General features: G+C 71.1%; 21 protein-coding genes. 8 read left to right on the top strand and 13 right to left on the bottom strand.

The window, feature by feature from the left end; all coding sequences use genetic code 11:
• The first annotated feature begins 21 nt into the window (after positions 1–21).
• Positions 22–822 (top strand): decaprenylphospho-beta-D-erythro-pentofuranosid-2-ulose 2-reductase, encoded by an 801-nt coding sequence (locus GA0115254_RS39795; protein WP_093900132.1) that lies wholly within the window; start codon positions 22–24, stop codon positions 820–822.
• A 53-nt stretch (positions 823–875) separates the two neighbouring features.
• On the opposite strand, the gene GA0115254_RS39790 is transcribed toward GA0115254_RS39795, so the two are convergent.
• Both GA0115254_RS39790 and trpS read right to left on the bottom strand, forming a co-directional pair.
• Positions 876–1,466 carry a 2'-5' RNA ligase family protein gene (locus tag GA0115254_RS39790; protein WP_093900131.1) on the bottom strand — a complete coding sequence of 197 codons (591 nt, stop codon included), beginning with the start codon at positions 1,464–1,466 and terminating at the stop codon, positions 876–878.
• 112 nt (positions 1,467–1,578) lie between these two features.
• Positions 1,579–2,592: a tryptophan--tRNA ligase gene (trpS, locus tag GA0115254_RS39785; RefSeq protein WP_093900215.1), complete on the bottom strand. Its 1,014-nt coding sequence runs from the start codon at positions 2,590–2,592 to the stop codon at positions 1,579–1,581.
• Positions 2,593–2,822: 230 nt separating this feature from the next.
• On the opposite strand from trpS, the gene rocD reads away from it, so the two are divergent.
• Complete coding sequence (gene rocD, locus GA0115254_RS39780) at positions 2,823–4,028, top strand: ornithine--oxo-acid transaminase (protein WP_093900130.1); 1,206 nt, start codon at positions 2,823–2,825, stop codon at positions 4,026–4,028.
• Between the two features lie 93 nt (positions 4,029–4,121).
• Here the strand turns inward: rocD and GA0115254_RS39775 are convergent, their stop codons facing one another.
• Both GA0115254_RS39775 and GA0115254_RS39770 read right to left on the bottom strand, forming a co-directional pair.
• Positions 4,122–5,330: a glutathionylspermidine synthase family protein gene (locus GA0115254_RS39775; protein ID WP_093900129.1), complete on the bottom strand. Its 1,209-nt coding sequence runs from the start codon at positions 5,328–5,330 to the stop codon at positions 4,122–4,124.
• A 6-nt stretch (positions 5,331–5,336) separates the two neighbouring features.
• Positions 5,337–5,612 carry a hypothetical protein gene (locus GA0115254_RS39770; protein ID WP_093900128.1) on the bottom strand — a complete coding sequence of 92 codons (276 nt, stop codon included), beginning with the start codon at positions 5,610–5,612 and terminating at the stop codon, positions 5,337–5,339.
• Between the two features lie 125 nt (positions 5,613–5,737).
• Between GA0115254_RS39770 and GA0115254_RS39765 the strand changes: the two genes are divergently transcribed.
• Positions 5,738–6,589: a DMT family protein gene (locus tag GA0115254_RS39765; protein ID WP_093900127.1), complete on the top strand. Its 852-nt coding sequence runs from the start codon at positions 5,738–5,740 to the stop codon at positions 6,587–6,589.
• On the opposite strand, the gene GA0115254_RS39760 is transcribed toward GA0115254_RS39765, so the two are convergent.
• Together GA0115254_RS39760 and GA0115254_RS39755 are read right to left on the bottom strand one after the other, a co-directional pair.
• Positions 6,576–6,830 carry a Clp protease/crotonase-like domain-containing protein gene (locus GA0115254_RS39760; protein ID WP_093900126.1) on the bottom strand — a complete coding sequence of 85 codons (255 nt, stop codon included), beginning with the start codon at positions 6,828–6,830 and terminating at the stop codon, positions 6,576–6,578. The two genes, GA0115254_RS39765 and GA0115254_RS39760, sit on opposite strands and share 14 nt — an antisense overlap.
• Before the next feature lie 233 nt (positions 6,831–7,063).
• The gene (locus GA0115254_RS39755; protein ID WP_093900125.1) at positions 7,064–8,467 is read right to left on the bottom strand and encodes a MocR-like pyridoxine biosynthesis transcription factor PdxR; all 1,404 of its coding nucleotides are present in this window, start codon (positions 8,465–8,467) and stop codon (positions 7,064–7,066) included.
• A gap of 47 nt (positions 8,468–8,514) precedes the next feature.
• On the opposite strand from GA0115254_RS39755, the gene GA0115254_RS39750 reads away from it, so the two are divergent.
• On the top strand, positions 8,515–9,030 hold the full coding sequence (locus GA0115254_RS39750; protein ID WP_093900124.1) for a carboxymuconolactone decarboxylase family protein: 516 nt from the start codon (positions 8,515–8,517) through the stop codon (positions 9,028–9,030).
• A 58-nt stretch (positions 9,031–9,088) separates the two neighbouring features.
• Positions 9,089–9,823 (top strand): isocitrate lyase/PEP mutase family protein, encoded by a 735-nt coding sequence (locus GA0115254_RS39745; RefSeq protein ID WP_093900123.1) that lies wholly within the window; start codon positions 9,089–9,091, stop codon positions 9,821–9,823.
• A gap of 340 nt (positions 9,824–10,163) precedes the next feature.
• Here the strand turns inward: GA0115254_RS39745 and GA0115254_RS39740 are convergent, their stop codons facing one another.
• The 4 genes from GA0115254_RS39740 to GA0115254_RS39725 all read right to left on the bottom strand — a co-directional run bounded on the left by GA0115254_RS39740 (position 10,164) and on the right by GA0115254_RS39725 (position 13,881).
• Positions 10,164–11,153 carry a malate dehydrogenase gene (locus GA0115254_RS39740; RefSeq protein WP_093900122.1) on the bottom strand — a complete coding sequence of 330 codons (990 nt, stop codon included), beginning with the start codon at positions 11,151–11,153 and terminating at the stop codon, positions 10,164–10,166.
• A gap of 226 nt (positions 11,154–11,379) precedes the next feature.
• Positions 11,380–11,865, bottom strand: a complete 486-nt coding sequence (locus GA0115254_RS39735) for a helix-turn-helix domain-containing protein (protein WP_370741023.1) — start codon at positions 11,863–11,865, stop codon at positions 11,380–11,382.
• Between the two features lie 424 nt (positions 11,866–12,289).
• Complete coding sequence (locus GA0115254_RS39730; RefSeq protein ID WP_093900121.1) at positions 12,290–12,988, bottom strand: DUF3017 domain-containing protein; 699 nt, start codon at positions 12,986–12,988, stop codon at positions 12,290–12,292.
• A 29-nt stretch (positions 12,989–13,017) separates the two neighbouring features.
• Complete coding sequence (locus GA0115254_RS39725; RefSeq protein WP_093900214.1) at positions 13,018–13,881, bottom strand: bifunctional methylenetetrahydrofolate dehydrogenase/methenyltetrahydrofolate cyclohydrolase; 864 nt, start codon at positions 13,879–13,881, stop codon at positions 13,018–13,020.
• Positions 13,882–14,109: 228 nt separating this feature from the next.
• Here GA0115254_RS39725 and GA0115254_RS39720 point away from each other — a divergent pair, with 228 nt between their 5' ends.
• Complete coding sequence (locus GA0115254_RS39720) at positions 14,110–14,811, top strand: RDD family protein (RefSeq protein ID WP_093900120.1); 702 nt, start codon at positions 14,110–14,112, stop codon at positions 14,809–14,811.
• Between the two features lie 69 nt (positions 14,812–14,880).
• Here GA0115254_RS39720 and purH read toward each other — a convergent pair whose 3' ends face one another.
• Positions 14,881–16,434 (bottom strand): bifunctional phosphoribosylaminoimidazolecarboxamide formyltransferase/IMP cyclohydrolase, encoded by a 1,554-nt coding sequence (gene purH / locus GA0115254_RS39715; RefSeq protein WP_093900119.1) that lies wholly within the window; start codon positions 16,432–16,434, stop codon positions 14,881–14,883.
• Positions 16,421–17,077, bottom strand: coding sequence for a phosphoribosylglycinamide formyltransferase (gene purN, locus GA0115254_RS39710; RefSeq protein WP_093900118.1), 657 nt, complete (start codon positions 17,075–17,077; stop codon positions 16,421–16,423). Before purN ends, purH begins: the two co-directional genes overlap by 14 nt.
• 330 nt (positions 17,078–17,407) lie before the next feature.
• Here purN and GA0115254_RS39705 point away from each other — a divergent pair, with 330 nt between their 5' ends.
• Positions 17,408–18,337 carry a hypothetical protein gene (locus tag GA0115254_RS39705; RefSeq protein WP_093900117.1) on the top strand — a complete coding sequence of 310 codons (930 nt, stop codon included), beginning with the start codon at positions 17,408–17,410 and terminating at the stop codon, positions 18,335–18,337.
• Between the two features lie 12 nt (positions 18,338–18,349).
• Here the strand turns inward: GA0115254_RS39705 and GA0115254_RS39700 are convergent, their stop codons facing one another.
• Positions 18,350–19,990 (bottom strand): cell division protein PerM, encoded by a 1,641-nt coding sequence (locus tag GA0115254_RS39700; protein ID WP_256103025.1) that lies wholly within the window; start codon positions 19,988–19,990, stop codon positions 18,350–18,352.
• Positions 19,991–20,115: 125 nt separating this feature from the next.
• On the opposite strand from GA0115254_RS39700, the gene GA0115254_RS39695 reads away from it, so the two are divergent.
• On the top strand, positions 20,116–21,360 hold the full coding sequence (locus GA0115254_RS39695) for a Cro/Cl family transcriptional regulator (protein ID WP_093900116.1): 1,245 nt from the start codon (positions 20,116–20,118) through the stop codon (positions 21,358–21,360).
• Positions 21,361–21,453 lie beyond the last annotated feature (93 nt).

The following is a 21,453-nucleotide window of genomic DNA, read 5'->3' as shown; positions in this document are numbered from 1 at the left end:
TCGTCCGCAAGGAGTGTTTCCGTGAAGGACGCCTTCGGTGCCCCGCAGTCCCTGCTCGTTCTCGGCGGAACGTCCCGGATCGCTCTCGCCACGGCACGCCGGCTGATCGCCCGCCGGACCCGTACGGTCTGGCTGGCCGGCCGCCCCTCGCCCGGACTGGAGTCGGCCGCCGCCGAACTGCGCACACGCGGCGCCGACGTCCGTACGGTCGATTTCGACGCCCTCGACTCCGAGTCCCACGAGACCGCCCTCGGCAAGATCTTCGCCGAGGGCGACATCGACATGGTGCTCCTCGCCTTCGGGATCGCGGGCGACCAGGAGCGTGACGAGGAGGAGCCGCTCTCCGCGGTCCGGGTCGCCCGGACGAATTACACGGGGGCCGTCTCCGCCGGGCTGGTGTGCGCCGGAGCGCTCCAGGCGCAGGGGCACGGCTCGCTGGTGGTGCTGTCCTCGGTGGCCGGCGAACGCGTCCGCCGTGCCGACTTCATCTACGGGTCCAGCAAGGCGGGCCTGGACGCGTTCACCCAGGGGCTGGGGGACGCGCTGTACGGCACGGGGGTGCATGTGATGGTCGTACGCCCCGGCGTCGTACGACCGGAAACGGCGGCCCGGCCCGCGACGCCGCGGCTCACCGCGGCACGGTTCGCCGCTGCACCGCTGGAGGCATCGCCTCTCGCGACGACTCCGGATGCGGTCGCGACGGCAATCGTGACGGGGCTGCGGCGGCGTTCGGAGACGGTGTGGGTGCCGGGGTCACTGCGTGTGGTGATGTCGGCACTGCGGCATGTACCGCGCCCGCTGTTCCGGCGCCTACCGGTCTGAACCTCGGGCGCCGGGGCGCTCAGGGCGTGAAGAGGGCCCCGCCGGGGCCCCGCTCAGGGCTGCAGGGAGGGCTCGTCCACGGAGGAGCCGCCCTGCGCGGGCACGGCGGGCGTGCCGTCCCCGGCACCGAACGGGAACTCGTTGATCTTGCGCCAGACGCCGTCCGGGCCCTGCTCGTACAACGCGAAGGAACCGCAGGTCCAGGCGGCCTCGTAGTCGGAGAGCTCCTCGTACGCCCGGTCCATCGCCTGCTCGGCGATGTCGTGCGCCACGGTCACATGCGGGTGGTACGGGAACTGGAGCTCGCGCACCAGCGGCCCGGAGGAGTCCCTGACCCGCTTCTGCAGCCATGAGCAGGCCGAGGCCCCCTCGACGACCTGGACGAAGACGACCGGCGAGAGGGGACGGAAGGTCCCCGTGCCCGCCAGCCGCATCGGAAAGGGGCGGCCGCCCGTGGCGATCTGCGCGAGATGCGCCTCGATCGCGGGCAGGTCGGCCGCCTCGGCCTCGGTCGGCGGGAGGAGCGTGACGTGGGTGGGAATGCCGTACGCGGCAGGATCCCCGAAGCTCGCGCGCCGCTCCTGGAGCAGGCTGCCGTAGGGCTCCGGGACCGCGATCGAAACGCCGAGCGTTACGGTCCCCACGTCGTTCTCCTCAATCCTCGATGGTGGGTGGCCTGTTTTCAGCCATCCACCGAATCAACTTCCCGTCGCCAGTGTGACGCCTGCGGCCGTGAAACCGCCAGGGCCCTTGGACTCAGTGCTTCGCGGGCAGAAAGCCCATCCGGTCGTACGTCCGGGCCAGGGTCTCGGCCGCGACGGAGCGGGCCTTCTCCGCACCCTTGGCCAGGATCGAGTCCAGCGTCTCCGGATCGTCCAGGTATTCCTGGGTGCGGGTACGGAACGGTGTGACGAACTCGACCATGACCTCGGCAAGGTCGGTCTTGAGCGCACCGTAGCCCTTGCCCTCGTATTTCTGCTCCAGATCCGCGATACCGGTTTCGGTCAGCGTGGAGTAGATGGTCAGCAGGTTGCTGACCCCGGGCTTCTCGGCCCGGTCGAAGCGGATGACCGTGTCGGTGTCGGTGACCGCGCTCCTGACCTTCTTGGCGGTGGCCTTCGGCTCGTCGAGGAGGTTGATCAGCCCCTTCGGGGTGGCCGCCGACTTGCTCATCTTCGACGACGGGTCCTGAAGGTCGTAGATCTTCGCCGTCTCCTTGAGGATGTACGGGTCCGGCACGGTGAACGTGTCGCCGTAGCTGCCGTTGAACCGCTCGGCGAGGTTACGGGTCAGCTCCAGGTGCTGGCGCTGGTCCTCGCCGACCGGGACCTGGTCGGCCTGGTACAGCAGGATGTCGGCGACCATCAGCATCGGGTACGTGAAGAGACCGACCGTGGTGCGGTCGGCCCCCTGCTTGGCGGACTTGTCCTTGAACTGCGTCATGCGGGACGCCTCGCCGAAGCCGGTGAGGCAGTTCATGATCCAGCCGAGCTGGGCGTGCTCGGGGACATGGCTCTGGACGAAGAGCGTGCAGCGCTCCGGGTCGAGACCGGCGGCGAGGAGCTGGGCGACGGCGAGCCTGGTGTTCGCGCGCAGCTCTGCGGGGTCCTGCGGAATGGTGATCGCATGCAGGTCCACGACCATGTAGAAGGCGTCGTGGGATTCCTGCAGCGCCACCCACTGGCGGACCGCACCGAGGTAGTTGCCGAGGTGGAACGAGCCTGCGGTGGGCTGGATTCCGGAGAGCACGCGGGGGCGTTCAGAGGCCATGAAACCCATTGTCTCAGGTACGGAAGCGATCTCCGGCAGCCGGTGCGGAAGCTGTGCGGCACAGAACGCGCACCGCCGCGAATGAGACGAGGAACACAGTCGGGCCGGTGGGACGGTGGAAGGACGCGGACGGGCGCGCCGTGAATTGAAGGTTTCCTCGCCAGGGTTGCGACCGACGATACAAAGTGGGCACCACCCCCCGCCCACGCCGCACGACGAACGGAGATCCCGTGTCGACCACGGAAACTGCCATCGCCTCCGCCGAGGCGCACAGCGCGCACAACTACCATCCGCTGCCCGTCGTCGTCGCTTCGGCGGACGGAGCCTGGATGACCGATGTCGAGGGCCGACGCTACCTCGACATGCTCGCCGGATATTCGGCGCTCAACTTCGGCCACGGCAACCGGCGCCTGCTCGACGCGGCCGAGGCACAGCTGGAGCGGGTGACCCTCACCTCGCGCGCCTTCTACCACGACCGGTTCGCCGATTTCTGTGCGCAGCTCGCCGAGTTGTGCGGCATGGAAACGGTGCTGCCGATGAACACCGGGGCGGAGGCCGTGGAGACCGCGGTCAAGACCGCCCGCAAGTGGGGCTACCGGGTGAAGGGCGTCCCGGACGGCATGGCGAAGATCATCGTCGCCGCGAACAACTTCCACGGCCGGACGACGACGATCATCAGCTTCTCCACGGACCAGGAGGCACGGGAGGACTTCGGTCCGTACACGCCGGGGTTCGAGATCGTGCCCTACGGGGATCTGACCGCGCTCGCGGAGGCGATGACCGAGAACACCGTGGCGGTGCTGCTGGAACCGATCCAGGGCGAGGCCGGGGTGCTGGTGCCGCCGCCCGGCTACCTCCCCCGGGTGCGCGAACTCACCCGTGAGCGGAATGTGCTGTTCATCGCGGACGAGATCCAGTCGGGCCTGGGCCGGACCGGGAAGACCTTCGCCTGTGAGCACGAGGGTGTCGTGCCGGACATGTATGTGCTCGGCAAGGCGCTGGGCGGCGGGGTGGTCCCGGTGTCGGCGGTGGTCTCGTCGAAGGATGTGCTCGGGGTGTACCGGCCCGGCGAGCACGGTTCGACGTTCGGCGGGAACCCCCTTGCCTGTGCGGTCGCGCTGGAGGTCATCGCGATGCTCCGTACCGGAGAATTCCAGCAGCGGGCGACCGAGTTGGGCGAGCACCTCCACCAGGAGCTGGGACTGATGGTGGGCGGGGGCGCGGTGGAGGCGGTACGGGGCCGCGGGCTGTGGGCGGGCGTCGACATCGCCCCGAGCCACGGCACCGGCCGGGAGATCTCCGAGAAACTGATGGACCGGGGGGTGCTGGTCAAGGACACGCATGGCTCGACGATCCGGATCGCCCCGCCGCTGGTGATCAGCAAGGAGGACCTGGACTGGGGGCTCGAGCAGCTCCGCGGCGTCCTGCGCGGCTGAGTTCTGTCGTCGGTCGCCGGGCAGGCTCCAGGGCCGTTCGTCCGGATCGGGCCAGGGCCCGCGAGCCCGGCATGATCCGGACGAAGCACCCTCCTAGAGGATCACGTGAGGCAGGAAGCGGGCGTACTCGTCCGTGACCGGCCCTGCCGATTCGCGGATGCCGAGCCCGGCCGCCTCGTCCTCGACGACCCACGCCCCCAGCACCACGCGGTTGCCGTCGAAGTCCGGCAGCGGTGCCAGTTCCTGATAGCAGCACGGCTCGTCCCGCAGCACCGCGGGGCTTCCCGGCTCATGGATCGTGACCCCGGCCCCCTCGCGGCCGAGCAGCGGCTTGGCGACGTATCCGAGGCCACCTCCATCGCCCGCCCCCGTTCCCGTCGCCGCGAGTTCACGGGGGCCGTCGAGATAGGACGGGAGCAGATTCGGGTGGCCGGGAAAGAGCTCCCAGAGGATCGCCAGCAGCGCCTTGTTGGAGAGGAGCATCTTCCAGGCGGGCTCGATCCAGCAGGTGGTGCCGGTGCCGCCGCCGTTGTCGAGGGTGTCCAGCACGTGCGGCCCGAACCGGTCGCTCGCCAGCCACTCCCACGGGTACAGCTTGAAGCAGCTACGGATGAAGCGGAGCCGCTCGTCGACGAACCGCCCGGCAAGCCGGTCCCAGCCGATCTGTTCGACCGAGAGCGCCTCCGTGTCGATGCCGGCCTGTTCGGCGGTCTCGCGCAGATAGGCGACCGTCATCAGGTCCTCGCCCAGCTCGTCCCCGTCGGAGTGCGCGAAGTGCAGCGGTCCGGGCGGCAGCAGACCGGCCTGCCGTTTCCACGCCGCGACGAGACGTTCGTGCAGGGAGTTCCACTGGTCGGCGCCCGGGAAACGGTCCTCCATCCAGAACCACTGGACGCTTGCGGCCTCCACCAGGGAGGTGGGGGTGTCCGCGTTGTACTCCAGCATCTTCGCCGGACCGGTTCCGTCGTAGTGCAGGTCGAACCTGCCGTACAGGGACGGCAGTTCGTCACGCCGGTGCCAGGACTGGGCGACGAGTCCGGACAGCCGGCGGTCGGTGATGCCGAGATCGGCGAAGCGGTCCTGTTCCACGATGTGCGCGGCCGCGGCCAGGCACATCGTGTGCAGTTCCTCGACGACGTCCTCCAGTGCCTCGACCTCGGGCAGCGAGAAGACGTAGTAGGCGCTCTCGTCCCAGTACGGGCGCAGCGATCCGTCCGGGTAGCGGGTGAGCGGATAGACGAGTCCCTGCCCCTCCACCGTCTGCTGCCAGCCGGGACGCGGCTGCGTGGTGCGGCGTTCCATACCGGTTCAGCCGCCGCCGGTGCCCGAGCAGCCGAAGCCGCCGCGGTCGACTGCGGACTTGTTGAAGCTGCCGCCCTCCACCTTGCCGTTCTTGCTGCTGCCGCCGTAGTAGTACGACCCCTTGCCGCTGTCGTTCTTGCACTCGTAACTCGGCAGCTTGTCCCGGGTGAGCGGGTCGACGCACCGCTTGTCCGGTTCCGAACCGCAGGAGGTGATCATCGCTGCGAGCACCCCCATACCGCCGAGCACCACCGTGCTCGACCTCAGCCTGCGTATGGCCATGCTTCCGTCTCCCCCGTCGTACGAATCAAGCCAATGTGGCCACTCGTCAGATTAAATGGCTGCCGATTGCGACGGGAAGCCGGTCGACCGAACGTCCCCAGTAGAGTCCCTGTGTGCTTCTCGGGATGATCTGCGCGCTCGGCGCCGCCGTCTGCTTCGGTACGGCCTCCGTCTTCCAGGCCGTCGCCTCGCGGGCCGCCGCCGAGCCGGGGTCGGACGCGGGAGTCGATCCGGCGCTGCTGCTGCGCGCCCTGCGCCAGTGGCGCTACCTCGCCGGACTCGCCCTCGACGGCTGCGGTTTCGTCCTCCAGATCATCGCCCTGCGGTCCCTGCCGATCTACGCGGTGGGCGCCGCCCTGGCCGCGAGCCTCGCCGTGACCGCCGTAGTCGCGGCCCGGCTCCTCAAGGTGCGGCTGAGCGGCGTCGAATGGACCGCGGTCGGTGTCGTCTGCGCGGGCCTGGGGATGCTGGCCCTCGCCTCCGGCGGCGAAGGGCACGGCACCGGCCCGGCGGCGTTGGCCTGGTGGATGCTGGGGATCTCCCTCGGCATTCTGCTGATCGGCGCGGCGGCCGGACGGCTCCCGGAACGGCCCCGGGCTCTGGTCCTGGGGCTCGGCGCGGGGTGCGGTTTCGGGGTGGTCGAGGTCACCGTCCGGCTGATCGACGACGTGTCCCCGGCGGCGCTGCTCATCAATCCGGCCGTGTACGCGCTGCTGCTGGGCGGCGGTTCGGCGTTCCTGCTGCTCACATCGGCGCTGCAGCGCGGTTCGGTGACGACGGCGACGGCCGGCATGGTGCTGGGCGAGACGATCGGCCCGGCGCTGGTGGGCGTCATCTGGCTCGGGGACCGCACCCGCGAGGGTCTCGTCTGGATGGCGGTGGCCGGGTTCCTGGTGGCGGTGGCGGGCGCGTTGGCCCTGGCCCGGTTCGGCGAGGCCCCGGCGGACAGGCCGGCCGGCCGGATCAGTGACGGCTGAGGAAGCGGGCAAGGCCGTCGGCGACGCACTGGGCGGGAAGGGTGGTGGCGAACCGGGCGGCTTCGCCGGCCAGTGCCTCGTCGATGGGCAGGTTGATGCCGCGGGTGACGGCGTTCAGGCAGGCCGTCACCGCGGTGGCCGGGTGGCGTATGACGCGCTCGACCAATTCCCTTACGTGGTCGAGAAGTTCGCCGGCGGGAACGACGCGGTTGACCGGTACGACGGGAGCAACTGACGGCACGTCTCGCCCTGATGAGCGAACTCCTGCGGACACGCTTGCCGACCTGGTCGTGGACCCGCCCGTCGGGCGGTCCCTTCCTGTGGGTGCGGCTCCCGTACGGCGACGGGGAGACCTTTGCCGTCGCGGATCTCCCGTAGCCCCCGCTCGCGGCTTCCGCCGACGGCGGGGACTTCCCAGGGCTCCGGACCGCTGACGCCCGGCAGCTCAACCGATGACGGTCTCGCGTTCCCGGCTCATGAAAGCACTCGCAGCAGGGCCTCCAGCGTCCCCGCCCAGGCGCTGTCGGTCGGTGTCCCGTAGCCGATGACCAGCGCGTCGCGGCCCGGTGGCGCCTGCGGGTGCCGGAAGCGCGAGAGCCCTTCCAGCGCGAGCCCCTGCCACGCGGCCGCCCGCATCACCGAGGGCTCGCTGCCCTCCGGGAGTTCGAGCACGGCGTGCAGTCCGGCGGCGATACCGCTGATCCGGACATCGGGCGCCCGCTGCGCCAGCACCGCGACGAGCTGGTCACGACGGCGGCGGTAGCGCAGCCGCATCGAACGCACATGGCGGTCATACGCACCCGATTCGATGAACTCCGCGAGCGTCAACTGTTCCAGCGCGCTCGACGACCAGTCGCTCAGCCCCTTCGCCTCGGTCACCTCCTCCACCAGGCTCCCCGGCAGCACCATCCACCCCAGCCGCAGCCCCGGCGCCAGGGATTTGCTCGTCGTCCCCAGGTGGACGACACGTTCCGGGTCGAGTCCCTGGAGCGCGCCGACCGGCTGCCGGTCGTAACGGAACTCGCCGTCGTAGTCGTCCTCCAGGATCAGCCCGCCCGTACCGCGCGCCCAGTCGACCGCCGCGGCCCGCCGGTCGGGATGGAGCGGCGCCCCCGTCGGGAACTGGTGCGCGGGCGTCATCAGGACCGCGCCCACGCCCCGCAGCCCGGCCAGCTCACCGGTCCTGGCCCCGAGTCCGTCGACCGTCAGACAGGGCATGCGCAGCCCGGCGTCCGCGAGCAGCTTCCAGTGCACGTCCAGTCCGTACGACTCGACGGCCACCTCCCGCACCCGCCGCTTGCGCAACACCGTCCCCATCAGCTTCAGCGCCTGCACGAAACCGGCGCAGATCACGATCCGTTCCGGGTCCGCGTGCACACCGCGGGCGCGGGCCAGATAGTCGGCGAGGACGGTGCGCAGCTCGATGCGCCCGCGCGGATCGCCGTATCCGAAGGCGTCGTTGGGTGCGGTGGTCAGGGCGCGGCGGGCCGCCTTGAGCCAGTCGGCGCGCGGGAACGTCGAGAGGTCGGGCGACCCGGGCAGCAGGTCGTGGGCGGGCCGGGAGCGCACCGGCCGGGAGCGGGTCGCCCTGGTGACCGTCCGGCGCGGCTCGGCCCGCCGCGCCACCCTGGTCCCCGAACCCTGCCGGGCGGTGAGCCACCCCTCGGCGACCAGCTCCGCGTACGCGTCGGCGACGGTGTTCCGGGCGATGCCGAGGTCCACGGCGAGGCTGCGGGAGGACGGCAGCCGGGTGCCGGGCGCCAGCCGCCCCGTCCGTACGGCCTCGCGCAGAGCGTCCATGAGCCCGGCCCGCAGCCCCGCCGCACCCGCCGTCTCCAGATGCAGGTCGGCACCGAAAGTGGCCCAGGAATCCGTCATGGAAATGGACCATACCGCTGCGCCATCCTCGCCGTAATGTCGTACCCATGACGACGAACGAACACAGCCACCCGACCTCCGAACTCACCCCCGAGCACACCCCCCGTATGCAGCAGTGGGCCGCACTCGCCCCCGATGTCTACAAGGCCCTGGTCCGGCTGGACGCGGCATCCCGCAAGGGCGTCGACCCGGTCATCGGGGAGCTGGTGAAGATCCGCTCCTCGCAGCTCAATCACTGCGCGTTCTGCCTCGACATGCACACCAAGGACGCACTGGCGGCGGGCGAGTCCATCGAGCGGATCGTCCAGCTCAGCGCGTGGGAGGAGTCGCAGCACTTCTACACGCCCAAGGAGATCGCGGCCATCGAGCTGACCGAGGCGGTGACCGTACTGACCGACGGTTTCGTTCCGGACGAGGTGTGGGAGAAAGCCGCCAAGCACTTCGACGAGACCGAGCTCGCCCACCTCATCGCCGCGATCACGACGATCAACGCCTGGAACCGGTTCGCCGTGACCACCCGCATGGTCCCCGGTCACTACACGCCGGGCGACATCAAGCACTGACCCGGCACGCCCCGCACCCCGCCCGCCCTTGCGTCGGAACACCCCCGGGAGCTCCGTGATGACCGCATCCGTCCTCCGCGCTCTGCACCACGACCGCGCCCCCGGCGATCCGCTGGTCCTCCCCGGCCCGTGGGACGCGGCGAGCGCCCGCGTCTTCGCCGATGCGGGCTTCCCTGCGCTCGCCACACCCAGTGCCGGGATCGCGGCCTCGCTCGGTTACGAGGACGGGGCGACGCCCGCCGCCGAGATGTTCGCGGCCGTGGCCAGGATCGTGCGGGCCGTCCCGGCCACCGTCCCCGTCTCGGCGGACATCGAGGCGGGTTACGGACTGGCGCCGGAGGAGCTCGTGGAACGCCTCCTCGGCACCGGAGCCGTCGGCTGCAATCTGGAGGACTCGGCCGACGGCACCCTCGTCGATGCCCAGCGGCAGGCGGACCGGCTGGCGGAGGTACGGGCGGTCGCGGGTGACCGGCTCTTCGTCAACGCCCGCGTCGACACCTACATCCACGGCGTCCCCGACGGCACGGACCAGGAGGCGGAGACGGTTCGCCGCGCCCTGCTGTACGTGGCGGCGGGCGCGGACTGCATCTACCCGATCGCGGCCCCGCCCGAGGCCCTGCCCCGGCTGGCCGCCGCCGTCCCGGCCCCGCTCAACGCCCTCGCCCGGCCGGACGGCCCGCCCCCGCGCCGGCTGGGGGAACTGGGCGCCGGCCGGATCACTTTCGGCCCCGGGCTGCAGCGCCGGGCCATGGCAGCCGTACGCGAGATCGCGGACGAACTGCGGAAGGGGTAGGCGCCCCGGGGCCGGGCACGATCACGCCTGTCTGCCGCCGAAGGCCGCCAGGGTCCGTTCCAGCAGGTCCGGCCAGAGAGCGCATACGCGCCCTCGAGCGCTCTCGAAGAAGGCGTCCTTTTGACCTCCTCCCCCACATGGGTGTGGGGGATTCTCTCCCTGGCGTCCGTATGTGCGGTGCGCCTTGAGTCGGGTTCCTGGTTCCTCCCCACCGATGGGTGGGGGTTGTGCGCTCTGCCGGGACGAGTCCTGGTCTTACGCACGGCCACGTACCGACACCACCGCCCCCGGCAGCAGCTGCTGCCGGGGGCGGTGGTGCACGCCTCGGAGGGCGTACGGATCAGATCAGGCCGAGCTCGCGAACCGCGTCGCGCTCCTCGATGAGCTCCTGCACCGACGCGTCGATGCGCGTACGGGAGAACTCGTTGATGTCCAGGCCCTGGACGATCTCGTACTTGCCGTCCTTCGTAGTGACCGGGAAGGACGAGATGATGCCCTCGGGCACGCCGTAGGAGCCGTCCGACGGGATACCCATGGAGGTCCAGTCGCCGGCGGCGGTGCCGTTGACCCAGGTGTGGATGTGGTCGATGGCGGCGTTGGCGGCCGAGGCGGCCGAGGACGCGCCACGGGCCTCGATGATCGCGGCGCCGCGCTTGGCGACGGTCGGGATGAAGGTGTCGGCCAGCCACGCCTCGTCGTTGACGAGCTCGGCGGCGTTCTTGCCGGCGATCTCCGCGTGGAAGACGTCCGGGTACTGGGTCGCCGAGTGGTTGCCCCAGATCGTCAGCTTCTTGATGTCGGAGACGGCGGCACCGGTCTTGGCGGCCAGCTGCGAGATCGCGCGGTTGTGGTCGAGGCGGGTCATCGCGGTGAAGCGCTCGGCCGGTACGTCCGGGGCGGCGGCCTGCGCGATGAGCGCGTTGGTGTTGGCCGGGTTGCCGACGACGAGGACCTTGATGTCGTCCGCGGCGTTGTCGTTGATGGCCTTGCCCTGCGGCTTGAAGATGCCGCCGTTGGCGGAGAGCAGGTCGCCGCGCTCCATGCCCTTCGTGCGCGGGCGGGCACCGACCAGGAGGGCGACGTTGGCACCGGCGAAGCCGACATTGGCGTCGTCGGTGATCTCGATGTTGCGCAGCAGCGGGAAGGCGCAGTCGTCGAGCTCCATCGCGGTGCCCTCGGCCGCCTTCAGCCCCTGCGGGATCTCCAGGAGGCGCAGGTTGACCGGCACGTCGGGGCCGAGCAGGTGGCCGGAGGCGATGCGGAAGAGCAGCGCGTAGCCGATCTGGCCGGCTGCGCCGGTCACGGTGACATTCACGGGAGTGCGGGTCATGGCGATCTCCGTTAGACAGCTGGCGGTGGGGGTCCCTGCCCCTGGTGCTGGACATCCCTGAATCTTGATGTGAAGAGATATCCAGCGATCAGGCTATCCGACCCGGAACCCCCCGACCGCCCGGCCCCCTGTGGCACCGCACACAACCCGTCACACAGCGCTCACCCGGCCGTATCCGCTCACCCGGGAGGCGGGCGCTCGGTGGTGGGCCCTCTCGTCATCGTCGTCACCGCCCCGCTCCGGCCAGCAGCACCGCCCCGGCCAGTACGAGCAGCACACCGACCGCCCCCGCGAGGAGCACGGCCAGTCGCCTGCGGCTGCCACCGCAGCGGTCCGCTTCCCCGCCCCCGGTCCGGTGCGGCGGCTGCTGCGGGACCAGCGGGAGCGACACACGCGCCCGGGAGATCCGGAGGGGCTCCGTCGCCATGTCCTGACCCATCTCGGAACGGCTCCATGCCCGCTCCGCCAGCTCCCACATGGTCGTCAGATGCACCTGGCTGGTACCCGTCGCCTCGGCAAGAGCGACGATCGCCCCTCTGGGCGCGAGCAGACGCCCGCTCAGATAGCGCTCCCACGACGTCTTGCTGTAGCCCGTGCGGTCGGCCACCGCGGCGATGCTCAGCCCTCTGCGGTCGACGAGCCTGCGCAGCTGGCCGGCGAACTCCCTCACCTGTGGGTCGAGTTCATCCGACAGCGCCTTCCAACGAGGCATTGCTTCCCCTTGCCCGGATCCGGTTCTTCTTCCGCTCCGGACTACCCAGGAGTACGCACGAAGGCAGGACGACAGTTCCAGCGGGCGGGGCGCACAGGGGTGTTCGGGACTCGGGGCGCACCCGCGCACGCCCCCTGCATCACCGATGCGTACCGAACACACCGATGCGTACCGAACACGTTGCGGGGCGATCACACCGTGGCGGAATGGTCACTTCCGTGCCACAGGCCACAGGGTTCCCTTGTAGCCGTCTTCGCCGTCCACAAGGCTGAAGCCAGGACGGGGCAGGCCGCTCAAGTCACCATGTTCCGGAGCGCCTGCGTTCCGGTCGCTGCCTCCGCCCTCGGGTGTCCGTCCCTTCTCGGGGGAGGGGACGGACACCGTCCTCAGGCCGCGCGCCACAGCTGTAGCCGTACGGACGGCCTCAGCGGATCGTGAAGTGGACCGCGTCCTCCAGGAACGGAATGTCCAGCCACGGCTTGGGCTGCGCCACCAGCGCGAGCATCACGATGAGGAAGCCGAGCAGCCCGTACGTCACCAGGTCGGTGAAGCGGGAACGGACCGCCAGCATGCCCACCGACGGGAGCACGACCCGCAGCACGGCACCGCCGATGAGGGCCACGCCGATCAGCATCGTGCCGATCCTGAAGGCCTCTGCGAAGGGGGCGACGGCCACGATCAGCAACCCGATCCCGGCCGTGCAGAGCACGGCGAGCAGCGGCCACTGCCGGGCCGGGGCGGGCGCGTCCCCGGACGCGGCACGGCCACCGCCCTCGGGGCGCGCGGTGTCCCGGGTGAACGACGGGAACCTCCGCGACGGGCGCGGACCGCTGTGCGGTGCGCCGCTGCCGGAACCGGCGACGGCAGCAGCCTCCGGGCGGATGTCCTCGTCCCTGGCCGCGCCGCCGGAGTCCTCGTCGGCGTCGGCACCGCGGTCGGCATCCGCCCGGACGACCGCCCCCTCACGAGCAGCACCTTCCGAAGCGGCACCCTCACGGGTCGCAGCCCGATCCGGCGCAGCCTCATCCGCCGCGCCCGCACCGGGCACGTCCGCGTCCGGCGGCACCGGAGACGTCCGGTCCGCCTCGGCGGCCGGGTCGGCCGGACTCGTACCAGCACCCATGGGGTTCCTTCCGGATCGGGTCAGCCGGCTCAGACGGCGTCGGCTGCGTTGCGCTCGGCCGCCTCGACCACGTTGACGAGCAGCTGGGCGCGGGTCATCGGGCCGACACCGCCCGGGTTCGGGGAGATCCAGGCGGCGACCTCGGCCACGCCCGGGTGCACGTCCCCGACGATCTTGCCGTTCTCGTCCCGGCTGACGCCGACGTCGAGCACGGCCGCGCCCGGCTTCACGTCCTCGGGCTTGATGATGTGCGGCACTCCGGCGGCGGCGACGATGATGTCGGCCTGCTTGAGCTGGGCGGAGAGGTCACGCGTGCCGGTGTGGCACTGGGTGACGGTGGCGTTCTCGGACTTACGGGTCAGCAGCAGCGGGATCGAGCGGCCGATGGTGACACCGCGGCCGACGACCACGACGTGCGCCCCGTTGATCTCCACGTCGTGGTGGCGGAGCAGCTGGACGACGCCCTGCGGGGTGCAGGGCAGCGGGCCCGTCTCGTTCAGCACGAGTCGGCCGAGGTTCATCGGGTGGAGGCCGTCGGCGTCCTTGGCCGGATCCATCAGTTCCAGGACGCGGTTGGTGTCGATCCCCTTGGGCAGGGGAAGCTGCACGATGTACCCCGTGCACTCGGGGTTGGCGTTGAGCTCCCGTACGACGTCCTCGATCTCCTCCTGGGTGGCGGTGTCGGGGAGTTCGCGCTGGATGGAGCCGATGCCGACCTGCGCGCAGTCACGGTGCTTGCCGTTCACGTACCACCGGCTGCCCGGGTCGTCCCCGACGAGCAGGGTTCCCAGGCCAGGGGTGATGCCCTGCGCCTTGAGGGCCGCCACGCGGACGGTGAGATCGGACTTGATCGCGGCTGCGGTGGCCTTGCCATCGAGAATCTGGGCAGTCATGTCCCCATACTCGCGGATGACCCCGCCCGCATACCAATTCCGGGTGCCGGGGGTGGACACGATGTTGCACTTGAGCAACATCCACCACCAGCGACTGGACAAACTTATGCTCCGCTTATAACGATGAAGGCCGCAGTGCCGCAGAAGTACCGGGGGGCGGACCACTGGCCTTTTCTTGCCTCCGTGCGGCCGCATTCGTCCCCGCATGCACGTTGGAGGAACGCCCAGATGAGCTTTGGCGACCCGAACCCGAACCCGAACAATCCGTACGGCCAGCAGCCCGGCCAGCCGCCGCAGGGCCAGCCCGGCTACGGCTACCCGCAGCAGCCCGGTCAGGCGCCGCAGGGTCAGCCCGGCTACGGCTACCCGCAGCAGGCGCCCGGCACGCTCCAGGCCAACAACGGGTACATAAACGTCCCGGTCCTGGGTACCGTCCAGGTCGCCTCGATGGGCCGCCGTCTCGGTGCACGCTGCATCGACGCAGCGATCATCGGCGTGCTCTACACCATCCTCAGCGCGATCGGCCTGGCCGGCGCGATGGGCATCGCGAAGAGCGCCGACGACTGCGGTAGCTCCCTGGACCCCGGCTACCAGTCCTGCGTCAACGACGCGAGCGCCGGCATCCTCGCCACCATGCTCGGCGCGATTGCCATCTTCGGTCTGATCACGCTGCTCTACGAGTGGCTGATGATCTCGCTGCTCGGCGCGACCCTCGGCAAGATGGCCCTCGGCCTGAAGGTCGTCAAGGAAAACACCGGCCTGAACCCGGGCCTCGGTGGCGGGTTCATCCGCTGGATCATCCCGATCGTCGGCGTCTTCCTCTGCTACATCGGCGCCATCCTCGTCTACCTCTCGCCGTTCTTCGACAACTCCGGGAAGCTGCAGGGCTGGCACGACCGTGCCGCCGGCACCCTGGTGATCAAGAAGTAACCCGCACGGCACACGACACGAAGGGCCGGAACTCCTCGCGGAGTTCCGGCCCTTCGCGCTGGGGAACCGTCAGTGGAAGAAGTGCCGCGTACCCGTGAAGTACATCGTCACGCCCGCCTTCCTCGCGGCCTCGACGACCAGCTCGTCACGGACCGAACCGCCCGGCTGGGCCACGGCCTTGATTCCGGCCGCGGTCAGGATCTCCAGCCCGTCCGGGAACGGGAAGAACGCGTCGGACGCGGCGTACGCGCCCCGGGCCCGCTCCTCGCCCGCACGCTCGACGGCCAGCTTCGCGGAGTCGACCCGGTTGACCTGGCCCATGCCGACGCCGACCGAGGCGCCGCCCTTGGCGAGCAGGATCGCGTTGGACTTGACCGCGCGACACGCCTTCCACGCGAAGGCGAGCTCGGCGAGCTCGTCCTCGGAGAGCGCCTCGCCGGTGGCGAGGGTCCAGTTGGCCGGGTCGTCGCCGTCGGCCTGGAGACGGTCGGTGACCTGGAGCAGCGCGCCGCCGTCGATCGGCTTGACCTCGACCGTGGACGTCGGGGCGTCGGGGCAGCGCAGCACGCGGATGTTCTTCTTGCGGGCGAGGATCTCGACCGCGCCGTCCTCGTACGCCGGGGCGACGATGACCTCAGTGAAGATCTCCGCGACCTGCTCGGCCATGGCGACGGTCACCGGACGGTTGACGGCGATGACCCCGCCGAAGGCCGACAGCGGGTCGCAGGCGTGCGCGTTTCGGTGCGCCTCGGCGACATCGTCGGCGATCGCGATGCCGCACGGGTTGGCGTGCTTGATGATCGCGACGCACGGCTCGGCGTGGTCGTACGCGGCCCGGCGCGCGGCGTCCGTGTCGGTGTAGTTGTTGTACGACATCTCCTTGCCGTGCAGCTGCTCCGCCTCGGCCAGGCCACCGGTGCCGGAGGTGTAGAGCGCGGCGGGCTGGTGCGGGTTCTCGCCGTATCGCAGGACGTTCTTGCGCTCGTACGTCGCACCGAAGAAGTCGGGAAAGCCCGAGTCGTCGGCGGCGGCGTACTCGTCCGCGAACCAGGAGGCGACGGCCACGTCGTACGCGGCGGTGTGCTGGAACGCCTCGGCGGCCAGGCGCTTGCGGGCGGTCAGGTCGAAGCCGCCCGCCTTGACCGCGGCGAGGACGTCGGCGTACCGCTCGGGGCTGGTGACGACGGCCACGGACGGGTGGTTCTTGGCGGCGGCGCGGACCATGGACGGGCCGCCGATGTCGATCTGCTCCACGCACTCGTCGGCGGACGCGCCGGAGGCGACGGTCTCCTTGAACGGGTACAGGTTGACGACCACCAGGTCGAAAGGCTCCACACCCAGCTCGGCGAGCTGCTCGCGGTGGGCGTCCAGGCGCAGGTCCGCGAGGATGCCGGCGTGGACGCGCGGGTGCAGCGTCTTGACGCGGCCGTCGAGGCACTCGGGGAAGCCGGTGAGCTCCTCGACCTTGGTGACCGGCACCCCGGCAGCAGCGATCCTCCCGGCGGTGGAGCCGGTGGAGACCAGCTCGACACCCGCCTCGTGCAGACCGCGGGCGAGGTCTTCGAGCCCCGTCTTGTCGTAGACACTGACCAGGGCGCGGCGGATGGGCTTATTCACCGACATGACCGAGATGAACCTTTCGTCCCTCAATGCGATAGCCGTCACGGGCGAGCCGCCCCACGGCCTCGACGAGCAGCTTGCGCTCGACTTCCTTGATGCGTTCATGGAGAGCGGCTTCGCCCTCCGCCGTGTCCTCTTCGGCCACCTCGACCACGCCCTGCGCGATGATCGGACCGGTGTCGACGCCGTCGTCGACGAAGTGGACGGTGCACCCGGTGACCTTCACGCCGTACGCGAGCGCGTCACGCACCCCATGGGCACCGGGAAAGCTGGGGAGCAGGGCGGGGTGGGTGTTGATGAACCGGCCGCCGAACCGGGCGAGGAACTTCTTGCCCACGATCTTCATGAATCCCGCGGACACCACGAGGTCCGGGCGGTGCTCGGCCGTAGCGGCCGCGAGTGCCGCGTCCCACTCCTCGCGGGTGGCGTGGTCCTTGACCCTGCACACGAAGGTCGGCAGTCCGGCGCGCTCCGCCCGCTCCAGGCCGACGATGCCGGAGCGGTCGGCGCCGACCGCGACGACCTGCGCGCCGAAGCCCTCGGGGTCGTCACCGATGGCGTCGAGCAGGGCTTGGAGGTTCGTGCCGGAGCCGGAGACCAGCACGACCAGACGGGCCGGTGCGGCGGAGGGGGGCGGGGAGGCCACGGCTGGGCCCTTTCTCGCGTGGTGAAGCAGAGCAACGCTGATTTGTATGGTCGTACGAAAGAATCGCGCCCCTCGATACGGGGAACTCTACGAACGAGCCGACCGCCAGCAACGATACCGGCACCTCGGGAGACCCCCACGGGACGGGGGTGAGAGGCCGCAGGTCGACTGCGGGTCGGCCGCAGCGAAGCACGAGAGGGCCCGGGTGACAGGTATCGGCCACCTGCGCCGCGCTCCCCGCTTTCGGCCTCTCCTGGCCGGGAGGTAGCGTCAGGGGACAGGGAACCGTCCACAGGGCGGAAATGACGAGATGGGGAAGACGTTCACCATATGCCGGACCGACGCCGCCGCACCGCCTTCCGCCACCCGCTGCCCGAGCGGACCCCACTGATGCTGCGGGAGCGCCAGTCCCCCGCGGGTCCTTCGCCCTCTTCCGGCTCCTCCGGTCCGTCGGGGTCTTCCGGCCCCGCGGGCGACAACCCGTTCGCCGCACCGCCCGAGGACCGTCCCGACCAGCCCTGGCAGCCCCGCCACCCGTCGAACGCCGGAAACGGCAACGGGAACAACCAGGGGAACGGGGGCCGGGGCAACGACGACGGGTCGCCCGAGGGCGGCTCCTCCGACGACCGGCCGGTCTGGGGCAGCCAGTGGAGCAGCCAACAGCCCGGTCGGCAGAGCGGTGGCTTCGGCGGCCGCCCCGGGGGCCAGGGCGGGCCGAACGGCCAGGGCGGCCCCGGGGGCAGCCCCGGCGGACTGCGCTGGGATCCGACCGACCCCGCCCAGCGCCGCGCACGCTACGCACTGCTCTGCGGCATGTGGGCCTTCTTCTTCGCACTCTTCGACTTCCCGGAGATCGCCCTGCTGCTCGGCGCACTCGCCGTGTACTGGTCGATCAGCTCGCTCCGGGCGAAGCCGAACGGCGGGTCCGCGCCCGGCGCCGCCGGAGCACCCGGCACGGCCGCAACGTCCGGTACGCCGGCCGCCGGCCCCCTCCAGGGTTCCGGTTCCGGGCGCGTTCCGGCGTCCGCGCCCGGCGCCCCCGCCGCTCCTGGCTACGGGAGGCAGCAGACCACGGCTGCGGTCAGCGGCCTGGTGACGGCGCTGCTCGCACTCTCGATCGTCGCGACGACGTTCACGGTGCAGCTCGTCTACCGCGACTACTACACCTGCGTGAACGACGCCCTGACCAAGTCCGGTCAGCTGGCCTGCAACGACCTGCTGCCGAAGCCGCTGGAGCCGTTCTTCGGCGTCAAGAACTGACACGTCACGGATCTACGGATCCACGGACGGCCCAGCCTCCCCCGGCAGGGCCGTCCGTTCGTGCCAGGGGCCGGTCGGCAGGAAGTCGTACGGCGCGGAGTCGTCGCTCCTCTCGTCCGCCGCGGCCGCCGACGCGGCGCCGCCGGTTGCGGGGAAAGCCGCCGCAGCGGGTACGCCCGAAGCGCGGACGGGTACGTGTACGGGTCCCGGTCCGGGCACCGCCTCGGCCACCTCGTCCTCGTCCTCGTCCCGGCGCCCGGACCGCTTCCACCACCGCCGGCCGCCGTCGTCCGACTCCTGGGGCACCTGCCCGGGACTCTTCGCAAGCACCTGAGCTTCCGGCGCGCACTTCGCCGCTGCCGTCTCCTGCGCCACTCGTCGCGCCCGCCACCCGTCGCCGCCCCGTAGCCGCCAGGCCCGGAGCAGCAGCGCCACGGGGACGCCGAGCAGTGCCGTCCATGCCAGGGCCGCCGCACCCGTCAGCCACCACACCGGGCCGAACTCCGCCAGAGCCCCGATGCCGAGCGGTCCCCCCGCGGCCGCGGCCAGCGCCGCCGTGCCGACCCCGCACCCGACCGCTCCCAGGCCGGCCGTCAGCGCGGTCCCCCACAGGCTCCACGCCTCCTCCCGCCCGGCATGGGCGGGCGCGGCCCGCCGTACCGTGAACCAGGCGACCGTCACCCCGGCAACGACCGGCACCGCCCCGGCCGCCCAGTTCAGGACCGTCCCCGGCCCCTGGGCCGGCACCGCGGCAAGCAACGGGAAGACGGGCAGTGCCGGGCGCCCCGAGAAGGCGAGCGGGGTCACCGTGGACGCCGTACCGAGCGCAAAGCCCGGCCCGAGTCCGTACGCGGCACCCCACACCGCCGCATTCGGCACCAGCACCAACGCGAGCAGCAGTACCGGGACCCCACCCTCCCAGTCGCCCGAGAGCTGGACGAACGACTGCTGAGCCGCCTGTGCATGCCACACCAGCGCCACCGCGACGAGCAGCGCCCCGCCACCGAGCAGCACCGCCACCCCGGCCGCGGCCGACCGGCACACCGCCTCCGCGCGCTCGCTGAACCGCGTACGCGCCAGCTTCTCGTGCAGGCGCACCGGCGCCCAGGACGGCGGCGCGATCGGGCGCCCCGATGCCGTCCAGACCCCGGCAGCCGCCGCGCCCATCACCACAACGGCCGAGGGGAAGAACAACGACGGTGCGGACACGGACAGCGAACCACTCCGCGCATAGAACGTGACAGCGGCTCCGACCAGCAGATATCCGCCGCTGACCATGGCGAACGTGCCCGCGGCCGAGGGCGCCGGGCGCCCCTCGGCGGACTCCAGGGCATCCCGGGCCGCACGGTGTACCAGCCACACCGGCATCACAGCGAGCAGTAACGGGACGAGGCCGACCGGGGCGGGGGCTCCGCCGAGCGTGTCGGTTCTGATCAGCTCCGCACCGTGGGCGAGCAGCCAGAGCGCGGCCGCCGTATGGAGGGCCCCGCCGGGGCCGTTGTCCGCAGTCGGGGAGCTGATCCACAGCGTCATGACGAGCACGGCGAGTGCGCCCAGCCCCAGCCCGGCCGCCAGCGCACCGCGCAGGAAGGCGAAGGCCGGAACGGCGGACCGGCCCTGCTCTGCCGGCAACGACGGGCTGCGTTCGGTCACTTGGGTCACACGGCGATGCTCCCAACGACACGCGCTTATTCCGTGTAACAGGCGAACAACCGCCGTGTCGCTCAATATACGTTTATGTACTTTTTCACCCAGTGTGGGCCCCCGAGGGGTCCTTCATGACAGAGAGCTCGTCCGATGCGGCCGCTGCCCATCCGCTCCCCTCCCCCAAGGAGCGACGCAGGCTGCGTGAGGCGAAGCCGCTGAGTGAAGAGCAGGTCGCGACGGTGGCGGGCGCCACCCGGACCAAGTCCACCGCCCCGGACACCCGGCCGAAGGCCGCCGCCGAACGGGCGGCCCGCCCGGCGACACCGACGACGGTCGCGAGGCCGTCCGAGCCGGTGACCTCCACGAAACAACCGCTGTCCCGTCCACCGACCCCCGTCGAAGCCACTGGGAGCGCCGCCATGGCCCCGACCGAGCCGGGCACCACCCCCGAACTGCCGGACAAGTACGGCGCATCCGGCACATCTGCCATGGGCAGCCCGTCCGCCACCCGTGCCGCGCCTGAAGCACCTGAAACGCCTGAAATGCCTGAAGCATCTGAAGCGCCGGCCAAGGCGTTCGACGCCTTGTACAAGAGCTGCGCCGCCGCCCTTTTCCGCCAGACGTTTCTGCTGACCGGGCGTCGGAACCTCTCCCAGGAATCCGTCGCGCGGGCCTTCGCGCGGGCCTGGGAGCACTGGCCGGAGGTCGCGGTGGACCGTGATCCCGCAGGCTGGGTGCGGGCCGCCGCGTACGAGTACGCGTTGTCGCCCTGGCACCGGCTGCGCCGCAGCCACCGCCCCCTCGACCCGCCGCCCGCCGAACCCGGTGCGCGCGCACTGCTCGACGCGCTGCTCGACCTGCCGCCGTCGTACCGCCGCACCCTGCTGCTGTACGACGGTGTCGGCCTGGATCTTCCGGAGACCGCGGCGGAGACGGAGGCCAGCACCCCCGCGACGGCGAGCAGGCTGATGAACGCACGTGCCGCGGTCGCCGAGCGGCTGCCCGAGCCGGCGGAGCCGTCGTCCCCCACCGAGCGGTCCGCGCTCCTGCGTCAACAGCTCGGCGCACTCGGCCGGGCTCAGCCCCCCGCCTCGCTCCCCCCGCCCGACGCGATCCGTACGGACACCGAGCGCAGGGCCCAGGTGTGGACCAGAGCGGCCGTCTCCTTCACGGTGCTGCTCGTCGCTCTGACGCTGTTCACCCTGGCGACGGCTCCGACCCGGTACGAAACCCCGGAGTCGCCCGCTCAGCAGGTCGGCGGGGTGCCGCCACGAGGGGGCCCGCAGAAGCTGACCCCACAGGACCTGAACCTGCAGAAGAAGCTTGAGGGCGAGCTCGTACAGGGTCCGGCCCGGCTGGTCCCCGACGCCGGCTGACCGGGAGGACCGGGAGCGCCGGACGGCGGGCAGCCGGACGGCGGGCAGCCGGACGGCGGGCAGCCGGACGGCGGGCAGCCGGACGGCGGGCAG

It is taken from the genome of Streptomyces sp. Ncost-T10-10d, from assembly GCF_900091955.1.
GTDB lineage: Bacteria > Actinomycetota > Actinomycetes > Streptomycetales > Streptomycetaceae > Streptomyces.
Note: the sequence above shows the minus strand (reverse complement) of the source record. Positions and strands in the feature narration are given on the sequence as shown.

Coding starts and splice junctions, on each gene's coding strand:
- trpS (WP_093900215.1), bottom strand. CDS start 2,592: ATGGCCTCTGAACGCCCCCGCGTGCTCTCCGGAATCCAGCCCACCGCA.
- GA0115254_RS39775 (WP_093900129.1), bottom strand. CDS start 5,330: ATGGAACGCCGCACCACGCAGCCGCGTCCCGGCTGGCAGCAGACGGTG.
- GA0115254_RS39770 (WP_093900128.1), bottom strand. CDS start 5,612: ATGGCCATACGCAGGCTGAGGTCGAGCACGGTGGTGCTCGGCGGTATG.
- GA0115254_RS39765 (WP_093900127.1), top strand. CDS start 5,738: ATGATCTGCGCGCTCGGCGCCGCCGTCTGCTTCGGTACGGCCTCCGTC.
- GA0115254_RS39755 (WP_093900125.1), bottom strand. CDS start 8,467: ATGACGGATTCCTGGGCCACTTTCGGTGCCGACCTGCATCTGGAGACG.
- GA0115254_RS39750 (WP_093900124.1), top strand. CDS start 8,515: ATGACGACGAACGAACACAGCCACCCGACCTCCGAACTCACCCCCGAG.
- GA0115254_RS39745 (WP_093900123.1), top strand. CDS start 9,089: ATGACCGCATCCGTCCTCCGCGCTCTGCACCACGACCGCGCCCCCGGC.
- GA0115254_RS39740 (WP_093900122.1), bottom strand. CDS start 11,153: ATGACCCGCACTCCCGTGAATGTCACCGTGACCGGCGCAGCCGGCCAG.
- GA0115254_RS39735 (WP_370741023.1), bottom strand. CDS start 11,865: ATGCCTCGTTGGAAGGCGCTGTCGGATGAACTCGACCCACAGGTGAGG.
- GA0115254_RS39730 (WP_093900121.1), bottom strand. CDS start 12,988: ATGGGTGCTGGTACGAGTCCGGCCGACCCGGCCGCCGAGGCGGACCGG.
- GA0115254_RS39725 (WP_093900214.1), bottom strand. CDS start 13,881: ATGACTGCCCAGATTCTCGATGGCAAGGCCACCGCAGCCGCGATCAAG.
- GA0115254_RS39720 (WP_093900120.1), top strand. CDS start 14,110: ATGAGCTTTGGCGACCCGAACCCGAACCCGAACAATCCGTACGGCCAG.
- purH (WP_093900119.1), bottom strand. CDS start 16,434: ATGTCGGTGAATAAGCCCATCCGCCGCGCCCTGGTCAGTGTCTACGAC.
- GA0115254_RS39705 (WP_093900117.1), top strand. CDS start 17,408: ATGCCGGACCGACGCCGCCGCACCGCCTTCCGCCACCCGCTGCCCGAG.
- GA0115254_RS39695 (WP_093900116.1), top strand. CDS start 20,116: ATGACAGAGAGCTCGTCCGATGCGGCCGCTGCCCATCCGCTCCCCTCC.